This is a genomic window from Enterococcus sp. DIV2385 (assembly GCF_051711925.1).
GTDB lineage: Bacteria > Bacillota > Bacilli > Lactobacillales > Enterococcaceae > Enterococcus > Enterococcus faecalis.
In genome coordinates, this window is sequence record NZ_JBIONV010000001.1 from 624,455 (window position 1) to 638,455 (window position 14,001).

Below are 14,001 nucleotides of genomic sequence, written 5' to 3' on the forward strand. Positions count from 1 at the left end.
GAAGTAAGAGGAATGGATGAGGAGGATATTAAAATGAAACAACTGCAATTTGGTACAAGTGACGAAACAGTTTCTTCGGTTATCTTAGGATGTATGCGCTTAAATGGTGCTGAAAATCCTCAACAGGTAATTGAAACTGCTTATGATCATGGCATTACATTTTTTGATCACGCCGACATTTATGGTGGCGGCGACTGCGAAACCATTTTTGGTAAGGCCTTAAAAGAAAGTACCATTCGTCGTGAAGATATTTTTATACAAACAAAATGTGGAATTCGTCAAGGCTTTTTTGACTTTTCGAAAGCACATATTTTAGAAGCGGTCGAAGGGAGTTTACAGCGTTTAGGTGTAGATTCAGTCGATGCATTATTGTTGCATCGTCCAGATACTTTAGTGGAACCAGAAGAAGTAGCTGAAGCTTTTCATTTATTAGAAAAACAAGGGAAAGTTCGCTATTTTGGTGTAAGTAACCAAACGCCAGGACAAATTGAACTTTTAAAAACAGCTGTTAAACAACCATTATTAGCTAATCAATTACAATTTGGCATCAAGCATACTGGCATGGTGAATCAAGGCTTACAAACAAATATGGAAATATCAGGAAGCATTGATTATGATCATGGTATTTTAGATTATTCACGGTTGAAACAAATGACTATTCAAGCATGGTCACCGTACCAATATGGTTATTTTGAAGGTGTCTTTATTGGAAATGAAAAATTCCCTGAGTTAAATCAAAAATTAAGCGAATTGGCTGAAAAATATCAAACAACGCCAACTAGCTTAGCCAGCAGCTGGATTCTGCGCCACCCTGCTAATATGCAAGTCATCGCAGGAAGTATGAATCTTGGTAGAATTGAAGAAATTGCTAAAGCAGCAGACATTGTGATTAGTCGCGAAGATTGGTACGATATTTATCGTGCAGCGGGAAATGTTTTGCCGTAAAAAGATTCTCATACTTGTGAAGATCCAGCGTGTATTGCTGATTGATTTTGGTATTTGATATAGTTGTCACTAAGGAACTATGTCAAATACCTTTTTCTTTCATTCTGCAATCGCCGTCTACTGCAAATTCTGTAGTTTTTTGTTAAAATAGAAAGGAAACTAGTTTGCTAAAGATGAGGGGAAAAAAATGACCAAAAAAAAATTATTACTCGTTGATGGAAACAGTGTAGCCTTTCGTGCATTTTTTGCGCTACATAACTCATTAGAACGATTCAAAAATAAGAACGGCTTGCATACAAATGCTATTTATGCATTTAACAATATGTTTGAAAATGTAATGCAAAAAGAAATGCCTACTCATGTTTTAGTCGCTTTTGATGCAGGGAAAACCACATTCAGAACAGAATTTTATTCAGAATATAAAGCCGGACGTTCAAAAACACCTGGGGAATTTAAAGAACAAATGCCGTATATTCGTGAACTTTTAGAAGGTTTAGGCGTAAAATATTATGAACTACCTAACTATGAAGCAGATGATATTATTGGTACATTAGCCAACAAAGTTGATAAAGATGAATTTGATGTTGTCGTGTTATCAGGGGACCGAGATTTGACACAATTAGCGACGGACACTGTCAAAGTAGATATCACTGTTAAAGGAGTTAGCGATATTGAATCATATACGCCTGAGCATATTGCTGAAAAATATGATGGGTTAACGCCTAAGCAAATTATTGATATGAAAGGGTTGGCTGGCGACACGTCGGATAACATTCCAGGTGTAACGAAAATCGGTGAGAAAACCGCGATTAAGCTGTTAAAACAATATGGCTCAGTTGAAGGGGTTTATGAGAATATTGATGAAATGAAAAAAAGCAAAATGAAAGAAAACTTGATTAATGATAAAGAGCAAGCCTTTCTTTCTAAACGTTTAGCGACAATTGAAGTCAATGCACCAGTCGAAGTCAATGTGGAAGAATTGGCATATGAAGGAAAAAACTTAGAAAAATTGGTTCCTTTTTATAAAGAAATGGACTTTAAACAATTTTTAGCTAAGTTGGACATTACAGAAGAACCTGTTGAAATGGAAGATATTTTATTTGAAGTAGTTGAAGATCAGTTAACCAATGAAATGTTTACAGACGATATGGCTCTTTATGTTGAGATGATGGAAGATAACTATCATACGTCACCGATTGTCGGCCTTGCTTGGGGCAATAACAAGAAGATTTATACCACGAATAATTTAGCTGTTTTTGAAAGTCAGCCATTTATCGACTGGTTGATGGATGAGACACGTAAAAAAAATGTCTATGATGCAAAACGGACGTACGTTGCGTTAAATCGCTATGTAGGAAAAATGACAGGCATTGCCTTTGATGTTTTATTGGCTGCTTATTTACTTGATACCAATGATAATAACGCGGATATTGAAGGCGTAGCACAACATTACGGATATGATGCGATTCAATCTGATGAAGCCATTTATGGAAAAGGGGCCAAAAAAGGCTTGCCAGAGGACGAAGAAGTTTTCTTTGGTCACTTAGCACGTAAGATTAAAGCAATTCAATTTTTAACAAGCAAATTAGATAGCGAATTAACAGAAAAGAATCAAGCTGATTTATTCTATAAAATGGAATTACCACTTTCTCGTATTTTAGGTGATATGGAAATAACTGGGATCCGTGTTGATGCCACGCGCTTAAAAGAAATGCAAGTAGAATTTTCAGAACGCTTGAAAGAAATCGAAGAAAAAATCTATGCAGAAGCTGGCGAAGAATTTAATTTAAACTCACCTAAACAATTAGGCGTTATTTTATTTGAAAAAATGGGCTTACCTGTGATCAAAAAGACGAAAACTGGTTATTCAACAGCGGTGGATGTTTTAGAACAACTAAAAGAACAAGCACCAATTGTGGCAGATATTTTAACTTATCGTCAAATTGCCAAAATTCAATCAACCTATGTTGAAGGACTCTTAAAAGTAATTCAGCCAGATAATAAAATTCATACTCGGTATGTACAAACACTGACCCAAACAGGACGGTTAAGCTCAGTAGATCCCAATTTACAAAACATTCCTATCCGTTTAGAAGAAGGCCGAAAAATTAGAGAAGCCTTCGTACCAAGAGAGGATAATTGGTTGATTTTCTCTTCTGATTACTCTCAAATTGAGTTACGTGTGCTCGCACATATTTCTAATGATGAGCATTTAAAAGAAGCGTTTGTGGAAGGACAAGATATCCATGCCAGCACTGCAATGCGAGTTTTCGGTGTTGAAAAAGCAGAAGATGTCACACCTAACATGCGTCGTCAAGCTAAAGCGGTGAATTTTGGAATTGTCTATGGTATCAGTGATTATGGCTTGTCCCAAAACTTAGGCATTACTAGAAAGCAAGCGCAACAATATATTGACACCTATTTTGAAAAATATCCAGGCGTGAAACAGTATATGGAAGAGATTGTCCGCGATGCCAAAGACAAAGGCTATGTGGAAACATTGTATCATCGCCGTCGTTATTTAAGTGATATTAATTCAAGAAACTTTAATCTACGTTCGTTCGCTGAACGTACAGCGATTAATACACCGATTCAGGGAAGTGCCGCAGATATTTTAAAAATTGCGATGATTGAAATGGCGCGTCGTTTAAAAGAAGAAAAATTACAAGCGACAATGTTATTACAAGTGCACGATGAATTAGTTTTTGAAGTACCAGAATCAGAATTAGAACAATTAAATCAACTCGTCAAAGAAGTGATGGAGCACGCAGTTTCCTTACATGTGCCACTTATCACCGATAGCAGTTGGGGAAAAACATGGTATGAAGCAAAATAATAGCTTACCCATTAAGAACGATGAATAAAATAAGGATAAGTAGGATCTGGACGTTGATATCTAAGCGTTCAGACCTCTTTATATAAAGGAGCAAAAATAATGCCAGAATTACCAGAAGTAGAAACAGTGCGAAAAGGACTTGAAAAACTTGTTGTAGGAAAAACCATTCAAGAAGTCATTGTTTTTTGGCCAAGAATTATTGAATCACCAGAAGTTGATGTATTTCAAGGTCAATTAGCTGGTCAAACGATTGAAGGGATTGAGCGAAGAGGAAAATTTCTGATTTTTAAATTGTCTGATAATGATATGATTTCTCACTTACGGATGGAAGGAAAATATGAGTTTCATCAGGCTGATGATGAAATTGCCAAACATACCCATGTAATGTTTACTTTTACAGATGGCACGCAATTACGTTATTTAGATGTACGGAAATTTGGGCGTATGACATTGGTTCCTAAGAATCAAGGTCATCAATATAAAGGGATTTTAGCTTTGGGGCCAGAGCCAACACCAGACGTTTTCCAATTAGCTACTTTTCAACAAGGCTTGAAAAAGCATCATAAAGCAATTAAGCCATTGCTGTTAGATCAAAAGCTAGTGACGGGTTTGGGGAATATTTATGTAGATGAAGCACTTTGGCAAGCGCAAATCCATCCAGAACAACCAGCAGATTCCTTAAAACCTGCGGAAGTTGCTACGTTGTATCAAGCAATCATTGACGTCTTGGCACGCGCTGTTGAAGCAGGTGGAACCACCATCCGAACCTATCTAAACGCGTTAGGAGAAGCAGGGACTTTTCAAGTAGCGTTGAATGTCTATGGGCAAACAGGCTTACCTTGCAATCGTTGTGGTACGCCAATTGTTAAAACAAAAGTGGCACAACGTGGTACGCATTATTGTCCACAATGCCAACAATTGAAAGGTCGTCGATTGAAATGACAAAAGTTTTAGGCATTACAGGAGGGATTGCGACAGGTAAAAGTACGGTTGTTGCTCTTTTTAAAAAAGCGGGTTATCCAATTGTTGACGGCGACATTATCGCCCGCGAAATTGTTGCAAAAGGGCAACCAGCCTTAGCCGCAATCGTTGAAACTTTCGGACCAGAAATAGTATTAACAACTGGTGAATTGGATCGGAAAAAATTAGGACAATTAATTTTCGCTAGTCCTCAAAAAAGAGAGCTGTTAAATGAAACGCTGAAACCTTTTTTAAGAAAAGAAATTTTACGTCAAATTGAAGAAGCTAAAAAGAAAGCCGCCCTGGTTATTGTTGATATTCCTCTGCTTTATGAAGCTCATTATGAGGCGATTATGGATCAAGTTGCTGTGGTATATGTACCAGAAAAGATTCAAAAAGAGCGTCTGATGGCCCGAAACCAATTAACAGAAGAAGAAGCGCAACAACGAATTGCTAGCCAATGGCCGATTGAAATGAAAAAAGAACGAGCAGATATCGTGTTTGATAATCAAGGAACTAGAGAAGAAACGGAACAACAAGTGAAGAAGTGGCTAGAGGAACAAACTGGAAAGAAGTGAATATTTTTTAAATGGCGTAAAATGTTTTGAAAATTTCAGAAAAAACAGTGAAAGTCTTTGTTTTTATTAAAGAATGGCAAAGATTCAACTAAGAACCAGTTCTAAAGACCTAGTAATAGCGCAATTTCATGTTATAATATAGGCAACAAAAATTATACAGAATAGAAGAGGTGAACGTTATGCGTTGTCCAAGATGTCATCATAATAATTCCCGTGTTATTGATAGCCGTCAAGCAGATGATGGACGTGCAATTCGCCGTCGTCGTGAATGTGAAAATTGCAGTTATCGGTTCACTACATTTGAAAGAATTGAAGCGGCGCCATTACTTGTAATCAAGAAAAATGGGGATCGTGAAGAATTTAATCGTGATAAAATTTTGCGTGGGCTCATTCGCTCTGCGGAAAAAAGACCCGTTGCTATGGAACAAATGGTTCAAATTGTCGATAATGTTGAAAATCGAGTGCGTAGTTTAGGGGAAAATGAAGTCTCTACAACGCTTATCGGTGAATATGTGATGGAAGATTTAGTCAATCTAGATGAAATTGCCTACATCCGCTTTGCGAGTGTTTATCGACAATTCAAAGATATGAGCGTGTTTTTGAAAGAGTTACAGGACATTGTCGACAAAGCAAAATCTTCTTCTCCTGACTCAGAAAATTAAAAAGGAGGTCTTTCTTTGAAAGGAAATCGGCAAAGAATCCAACCAAAAAATATTTTTCAAGCGGTTATTGATTCACCGCTTTCTGATCAAGAGAAAGAGGTTTTAACCTTTTTATATCAACCAATTGTCGGCGCCAATGCGTTTAGTTTATATTGGCTTTTGTTATCTGAAACAACAGACTCAGAGGAGAATGGCTCGCTGTTTCATGCAGATTTAATTAGTTTGCTGGACTTGAGTTGTCAACAATTAGAAGAAGCTTGCTACAAATTAGAAGGCATTGGGTTGCTAGAAACGTATAAAAAAACAGATCGGGAATTAGGAGATTGTTATTTATATTATTTAAAAGCACCTGAAACAGCCGCTCGTTTTTTTAAAGATGAAGTGTTAGCTTTAGTGTTATTTAATCGGGTTGGACAACGGAAATTTGATCAATTAGTGCAAAAGTTCCAACCGCATCCTACTAAAACAGAGGGCTATCAAAATGTTTCCGCTAGCTTTCAAGAGGTTTATGCCTTTAAAGAAGAACAAATTGTTTCCGAAGCGAACCGATTGACAACGATTCAAGAAACTTTTTCTCAAAAAGAAAAATCGAAGAAAATTTCTGTATCAACGGATTCTTTTGATTGGCACTATTTTGTGGAAGGTTTGCACCGTTTAGGTTTACAACTGCCTGAAGATGAGGCTAGTTTTCAAGAAGAAGTCTATGTTTTTCATCAATTATATGGCATCAATGAGTTAGATATGGTAGACTTTGCTTCGAAATCATTTGACTATTATACAAGTCGAATTTTGCCTAAGGAATTAGTGCGAACGATTCATCAAGCGTTTGATCCTGATAAAAAACCACAACCAACAAACGTAGTGACAAACAAGCAAGTACAATTGACGGTGGAAGAGCAACAAACGTATCGATATAACGCATTAAAAATGAATGGTTTTTCTGAACTGGATATTCAAATGATTATGGATAGTGAAAAGAATCCGCCTATTCAATATTTAGAAGCTTTAAAAAATAGTCGAGGCGGCTATACGACACCACAAGAACGTTCATTAGTGAAATATTTGGTTGCTAAATCAGGCTTACCGACTAGTGTGATTAATATTTTGATTAACTATGTTTACAACATTCAACAACAACCGACTTTAAAAGCGGAGTATGTGAATCGAATTGCGAATGAATGGGGACAAAGTGGCATTCATTCACCAGAAAAAGCAATTGAACATGTCAGAGAATTGGCAAAACAAAGCCAAACCAAACAAAAACAGCGACAACAAAATTATTCAGGGAAACGCCAAACTGTTCGACAAGAGCGATTGCCAGAATGGGCAGATCAGCCAAACGATGAAACAAAACTTTCCCCAGAAGAACAAGCCGAGTTAGATCGACAAATTCAAGAATTTTTAAACCAAGGAGGTGACCAATGATGGAAGACGTAGGAAAAGAAATGTCAAAAATTATCCAGAAGCGTGACATCAATGAACGATATGAAGAACTGGTTAACGAAGTATTGAAAGATCAAGATGTTCAAGCCTTTATACAAGCAAACCGAGAGCGTTTAACCGATGAAGATATTCGTAAAAGTTATGCTAAGCTGTATGAATTTGTTCAAGAAAAAAAGAAATTTCAATTAAACGATCCGGCAATGATTGCCCCAGGCTATGAGCCAAGATTAATGTTGAATTTTCATTACATTGATGTAACGTATGTCCCAACGGCTGATTTAATCGCCCGTCAGAAGGAAGAAGAAATTCGTAATCGAGTAAGGGCAATGGACATGCCAAAAGATGTCCGAGAAGCAAATTTACGAGATTTCGATCCATCTTCTCAAGGTCGAGCCAAAGCGTTAGCAGAAGCAATGCAATTTTTAAGAGAATATCCTGCGACACCAAAAGAATTTCATAAAGGGCTCTATTTACAAGGCCCCTTCGGTGTAGGAAAATCTTTTTTATTAGGTGCGATGGCTAATGCTTTAGCAGAACGTGGATTTACTACGACAATTGTTCATTTTCCAACATTTACAGTAGAAATGAAGCAAGCCATTGGTCGCGATCAAGTTGGTGAAAAGCTCGATGCAGTAAAAAAATCCCCTATATTAATGATTGATGACATTGGTGCGGAATCCATGACTAGTTGGATTCGTGACGACGTTTTAAGCGTAATCTTGCAATACCGAATGCAAGAACAATTAGTTACTTTTTTCTCTTCCAATCTAGATTTAAAAGCTTTAGAAGAGCATTTAACCGTGACGCAACGAGGAGAACAAGAGCCGCTAAAAGCCAGACGAATTATGGAACGTGTGCGTTATCTGTCAAAAGAGATTACGATGACAGGAAATGATCGACGAAACGGTTAAAGCAATCCTTTTATTTTTATGGATTGCTTTTTTTCTTGCGCTTGAAGAGGTAGCGTAAGTTTCGCAAAAACAAGTACTTTTGTGTACACTGACAATAAAGAAGTGAGGAAAAGAGGCGTAACAATGAAGAGAAAACTTTGGATTTTTATTGGGGTATTCGTGGTGCTTCTGGGAGGATATTTTCTTTTGTTTAGAGAAAAATCCTATAAAGTAGAGGTGGAAAAAGTGAATCCAAAAATTCAACGCTTAATGTCGACAGACAAACAACATTTTTTAACAAAACATGAATTTCACACAAAAGAAACCGCTGAACGCAAAGATTTGTTGAAATTTTTTATTGAAACCCGGCTCAAAACAGACGGCGGTTTTTTAACTAATTATTTACCAGATGCTGAACGCAAAGATGTCGCCACAGGACATGAGTTGCTAAGTGAGTCTTCGGGTCTATATTTGCGTAATTTAGCTTTTGATACGCAGGGACGTTTTGATAATTTTTACAAGCAGACGAAAGACACCTTTTACGACGGCGTCCAATTTAGTTACCGAATTGACGAGCAAGGCAATAAATACAATGTCAATGCCTCGATTGATGATTTACGGATCATTCGTTCATTAATTGAAGCAGGGGGGCATTTTAAAACAGATCAGTACGATCAAGAAATTAAAAAATTAGGCAAGAGTTTTATGGAAACCTCTATGAAAGATAATATTCTAATTGATTTTTACGATAGTAAATCAAAACAACAGTCTTCAGAAACTTCTTTGTTTTATATTGACTTAATTACGCTGGGTTATTTATACAAAGAATTTGGGATTTCAGCAGACTACTTGCAGTATCATTACCAATTAATAGACGATGGCTATATTTCTGATGATTTACCTCTTTATCAAACGAAGTTTAATCATCAAACAAATAAATACGAAAACAACGGAACACTTAATATTATTGAATCTTTATTAACGATTGTCCATTTAAGTGAAGTGGGTATGGCGAAGCAGACTAGTATTGATTTTGTGCGAAAACAAGTTCAGCAAGGAACGCTTTTTAACTCGTATGATTTAAATGGATCGCCCGTGGATAAAAATCAATCTGCAGCTAGTTATGCGATAGCGGCTTTAATTGGTGTTGCCGAAAATGACAAAGAGTTGTATCGTGCGGCAATTACAGTACTTAATAATTTTCAAATTATGGATTCAAGCAGTCCGATTTATGGAGGATTTGGTGATAAAGTTACGAAACAAGTCTATTCCTATAATAACTTAATGGCTCTTTTGGCCTATGATTTCTAGATGAGGTGAAAGCATGGAAAAGATCAAAAAATACATGAACTCGGCTTTTGAATGGTTGAGTCGTTATATTTCTCCAAGTCTTTTGGCCGTTTTAGGGATTGGGTTAGTGACAAGCATTTTGTTATTTGTTTATCCGATTAATGGCTTGGGAGATAATGGCGAGTATTTTCGTGTGTTAAATTCAAATAGTCTTTATCGTGTCAATGGTGATAGCTACGACAATGTGGCCTATTTTGTTAAGGACTTTTCAATTATGCGTTATTTTAATGAAACAACGACGCACTTTGTTTCCACTCAACAATTTTTCATCACCATTGCCATTTGGCTTAATAAACTTTTTTATAGTCAAACACTTTTCGATATTCGTTTCTTAGGTTTCGTTTATCTTAGTTGTTTTTTAGTGTCAATTTATATTCTGGTACGAGGCTTAACCGAAGGCGTGTCTTTGAAAAAAAGTTATCTTATCTCTTTGTTGGTTATTTTCATCTTGGGAGATACCTCCTATACGATTTATTTTAATTCCTTTTATACAGAAGCGACGAGTTTTTTACTTTCTGTGAGTGTCTTAGCATTTTCAGTCTATTTTTATCGGGTGACGAAACCACGAACTTGGCTCAGAAGAATAGTTTTGGTTATCTTGGCACAAGCAGTAGTACTTTTAATAGGGACAACACGCCAAGAATATTTGCTGATTATTGGCGTAATTATTGCTGGATTAGGATTTTTTGTCTACTTGTCACAACGTTACCAACGATTGTCAATGACGGCCTTTTTAATTGCGTTGATTGGTTTTACAACGTTAGCGGCTTTTATCGTTCCTAACGATATCTATGAACGTGATGTCTACCACAGTATGACGCGCGGTGTAATGAAGGATAGTAAGGTTCCAGATAAACGGATGTCAGAGGGCGGAATCAACCCGCAATATGGGTTGCAAAAGGGACGTTCCTACTTTGAAGAATACAGTCCTGTGTCACCAACTTCTGAACAAATGAAAAAAGATTTTTTTGATAAAACGAGTTTTGGATGGGTGTTATTGAATTATTTAAATTATCCATCTGAATTATGGCAAGGACTGAATTCAGCGGTACCAAATGTTTACTTAGTAAAGCCTAATAATGTGGGGAATTTTGAGAAAACGACAGGGCGTGCACCACTGGAACAATCTAAATTTTTTATGGTGTATAACCGTATTAAAGCCAGTTTTTTCCCTAAAAACTTTGCTTTCTATCTATTATTAGGCGTGATTCTGTTTGGTTTATATGGCGTTGGTTTATACAGAGGACTCAAGAGAAACGAACCCAGATTAGTTTTTCGCTTCTTTTTAATGACAGGGATTTATCTTAATTTATTAGTTGTTTTCATTTCAACAATTATTATTGATGGGGATAGTGACTTAGTACGTCATTTGTTTTTAGTCTCAGTATTTTTAGATTTTCTCTTGTTACAAATTGTTTCTGATGTTATTGGTAAACGAATGTGGCAAGATACAACACCACAAGTCATTGGGGAGGTAGAGGGAATTGAAAAATAAACAATATCTTATTGGCTGGGTGGGTTTCTTACTCTTTTTCGTTTTTTGTGGCTTTGCCAAACCGGCGCTGGCTGCACCAAGTAAACATGTCTTACTTGTCTATGACAGCTTGAATATTGCTGGAAAAAAAGAAAATGATGTGGATGCTTTACAACGAGTGTTGACGAGTTTTGGAGTAGAAGTTCAGAGTGTGGCGGTGTCAGATTATGTGCCTGGCGAATTGCTAAATGATGGCTATGACAGTTTGATTTCTATGGTGAATTGGCCTGAACAAGCCGACGTTATTGCCTCTGATTTTCTAGCAGATCGAGTTCATTTTAAAGGTAAACAATTACACATTGGTCGAAACATGCGTGACGATGAAAAACAATATTTTAGCGGTACATGGAAAGAATTAAGTCATCGTCAATATCGGTTAGAAGATGAAAAAAACCGCTTTTCTCAAGTATTGCCTTTTCAAGATCAATCAGTTGTGCTGGAAAATACGCAAGGTCAAACAGTTGGTCGATTAAAAACACAAGAATTAGCACCAGAAGAATATCCATTTGGTGTAATTGAGAATGGGCATGCTTTTCTACCAATGTTTGAACGCAAAGGCGCTGTTTTTTTAGAAAGCTTGGACGTAATTAGTCAATGGCTGGAAAGTGAAAAAATGTCACGGCCGTTTTTGACGATTTCTGATTTTAACCCGTTAAGAGATATGTCTGTGGCAACCTATTTGCAAGAAGAATTAGTTAAAACCACATATCCTTATATTTTATCCAGTACGAGCGTTTCACAAAACAATACGATTTTACCTTATAAACTATTTACGAATGCGTTACGTGCGTTTGCTTCGACGGGGGTTATTTTCTTAGAAACACCGGTCGTTAACAATGTTGATTTAAATGACCAACGTGCCTTGAAACAATTGATGGAGCAGCAGATTAGTTTATTGGTCGACAGACATGTCTATCCAGTAGGCATTTCTGCTCCAGGATACTGGAATCAAGACCTTCAATACCAAGAGGATGGTCTAGCAATTAGTGATACAGTGATTCTAAGAGAAAATCCGCCGATTGAACGCGTTTTTTATCGGAACCAAACGGGAGAATCAATCACTTATAAGAATGCTTTGTTTGATTTACCGTATGATTATTTATCGGGGATTGAATGGACGGATAAAGATAATCCGAATGACTATCGATTTCCAATGCCGACCACCATTAGTTTTTCATTTCCAAATTCTAAAAAAGAAGTGGATCATCTAATTCAAGAAGTCAAGGAAGCACCAATAGTGTTTAGTGTTTCAGAAGCGGATCAACATTTCACTGTTCAAACACAAACGCAGAAAATCGAATTTCGGAATAATCGGTTCTTCTTAAACAATCAAATTGTCAATGGTTTGGCTGATACAGGGGCCTCAACAGTTGAAAAACAACGATTTACAGGCTTATTTTCATTCTTTTTCAGTATTACAAACAATATTTTGATTGGCGTTGTCACGCTGACTTTAATCATCCTGATTATTTTGTTTATGATTGGACGAAAGAATTATCGGTCGAAATATATTAATAAGGAGGAAGACAAATGACCATTGCTGACATTGTAATGTTAACAGCAACTATCATTATTTGGAGTCTACTAATTGTAAATATTCTCTTAGTTATTTTTGGCTATGTTTATTATTTAAAAACAGATCCTGTCGCACCACCACCTGTAGAGGACGAAGACGCGCCGTTTGTTTCAATTATGGTGCCGGCCCATAATGAAGGAATTGTCATTGTACGAACAGTTGAAGCGTTATTGAATTTTAATTATCCGCAAGATCGCTATGAAATTATTGTGATTAATGACAACTCAAGTGATAATAGTGCTGAGCTTTTAGCGAACGTCCAAAAAAAGGCGGTTAATCGAAATTTGCAGATTATTAATACAGACAATATAACAGGTGGGAAAGGTAAGTCTAATGCCTTAAACATTGGTTTCAAGCAAGCCAAGGGGGACGTGATTGCCATTTATGATGCGGACAATACACCTGAACCGAATGCACTCCGTTATTTAGTTGGAGAGTTAATCGCTAGTGAGGAATACGGCGCGGTTATTGGTAAATTTAGAACGAGAAATCGCAATGCAAGCTTGTTGACACGCTTTATTAATATCGAAACACTGGCCTTTCAATGGATGGCACAAGCCGGTCGTTTTCAATTATTTAAGTTATGCACGATTCCTGGCACAAATTTCATTGTTCGTCGTAGTATTATTGAAGCCATTGGCGGCTGGGATGACAAAGCGTTAGCCGAAGATACAGAAATCAGTTTCCGCATCTATATGATGGGCTATAAAATTAAGTTTCAACCAAAAGCAGTGACGTGGGAGCAAGAGCCACAAACTTTGTCAGTTTGGTTCCGACAACGGACGCGATGGGTCAAAGGCAATATTTATGTCATTGTTAAAAATGCTAAATTATTGTTTAATCCTAAAGCGAGTCGGATCCGTTTTGATATTTTATATTTCTTGTCCATTTATTTTCTCTTAATGACATCGCTCGTTTTGTCAGACATCATGTTAGTTTTATCAATGTCTGGTTACTTAACAACGACCCTACAAGGATTTAGCAATTCCTTGTGGTTGTTAGCGATTTTGTTATTTATTTTCAGTACTTTTGTCAGTATTACAACCGAAAAAGGCGAAATGACTTTAGAGAATATCTTAATTATTGCCTTGATGTATATTACATACAGTCAGATGTGGCTAGTAGTCGCCGCTTATGGCATGGTGATGTATATTAAAGAAAATGTTTTTCATAAACAAACACAAACAAAATGGTACAAAACTGAACGATTTAAATAAGGAGGAAACG

11 protein-coding genes are annotated in these 14,001 nt (G+C 36.7%); all 11 read left to right on the forward strand.

From position 1 onward, the window contains the following. Positions 1-33: 33 nt before the first annotated feature. The 11 genes from IGM04_RS03025 (at position 34) to IGM04_RS03075 (ending at position 13,991) form a co-directional block, all read left to right on the forward strand. Positions 34-945: an aldo/keto reductase gene (locus IGM04_RS03025; protein WP_086317688.1), complete on the forward strand. Its 912-nt coding sequence runs from the start codon at positions 34-36 to the stop codon at positions 943-945. A gap of 187 nt (positions 946-1,132) precedes the next feature. Beyond that, positions 1,133-3,781 carry a DNA polymerase I gene (gene polA / locus IGM04_RS03030; protein WP_033595118.1) on the forward strand — a complete coding sequence of 883 codons (2,649 nt, stop codon included), beginning with the start codon at positions 1,133-1,135 and terminating at the stop codon, positions 3,779-3,781. Positions 3,782-3,880: 99 nt separating this feature from the next. Beyond that, positions 3,881-4,723 carry a DNA-formamidopyrimidine glycosylase gene (gene mutM / locus IGM04_RS03035; RefSeq protein ID WP_002355756.1) on the forward strand — a complete coding sequence of 281 codons (843 nt, stop codon included), beginning with the start codon at positions 3,881-3,883 and terminating at the stop codon, positions 4,721-4,723. After that, on the forward strand, positions 4,720-5,319 hold the full coding sequence (coaE, locus tag IGM04_RS03040; RefSeq protein WP_002385031.1) for a dephospho-CoA kinase: 600 nt from the start codon (positions 4,720-4,722) through the stop codon (positions 5,317-5,319). Before mutM ends, coaE begins: the two co-directional genes overlap by 4 nt. Before the next feature lie 179 nt (positions 5,320-5,498). After that, positions 5,499-5,981 carry a transcriptional regulator NrdR gene (gene nrdR / locus IGM04_RS03045; protein ID WP_002381296.1) on the forward strand — a complete coding sequence of 161 codons (483 nt, stop codon included), beginning with the start codon at positions 5,499-5,501 and terminating at the stop codon, positions 5,979-5,981. Positions 5,982-5,996: 15 nt separating this feature from the next. Then, positions 5,997-7,406: a replication initiation and membrane attachment family protein gene (locus IGM04_RS03050; RefSeq protein ID WP_002409023.1), complete on the forward strand. Its 1,410-nt coding sequence runs from the start codon at positions 5,997-5,999 to the stop codon at positions 7,404-7,406. Then, positions 7,406-8,335, forward strand: coding sequence for a primosomal protein DnaI (gene dnaI, locus IGM04_RS03055; RefSeq protein WP_002355760.1), 930 nt, complete (start codon positions 7,406-7,408; stop codon positions 8,333-8,335). Before IGM04_RS03050 ends, dnaI begins: the two co-directional genes overlap by 1 nt. 81 nt (positions 8,336-8,416) lie before the next feature. Beyond that, positions 8,417-9,625: a hypothetical protein gene (locus IGM04_RS03060; RefSeq protein ID WP_002390400.1), complete on the forward strand. Its 1,209-nt coding sequence runs from the start codon at positions 8,417-8,419 to the stop codon at positions 9,623-9,625. Between the two features lie 13 nt (positions 9,626-9,638). Beyond that, positions 9,639-11,159, forward strand: coding sequence for a glycan biosynthesis hexose transferase WsfD (gene wsfD, locus IGM04_RS03065; RefSeq protein ID WP_002385037.1), 1,521 nt, complete (start codon positions 9,639-9,641; stop codon positions 11,157-11,159). Beyond that, on the forward strand, positions 11,149-12,732 hold the full coding sequence (locus tag IGM04_RS03070) for a hypothetical protein (protein WP_086317689.1): 1,584 nt from the start codon (positions 11,149-11,151) through the stop codon (positions 12,730-12,732). Before wsfD ends, IGM04_RS03070 begins: the two co-directional genes overlap by 11 nt. Then, the gene (locus tag IGM04_RS03075; protein ID WP_002355764.1) at positions 12,729-13,991 is read left to right on the forward strand and encodes a glycosyltransferase; all 1,263 of its coding nucleotides are present in this window, start codon (positions 12,729-12,731) and stop codon (positions 13,989-13,991) included. The genes IGM04_RS03070 and IGM04_RS03075 overlap by 4 nt, the downstream gene beginning before the upstream one ends. Positions 13,992-14,001: the final 10 nt, after the last annotated feature.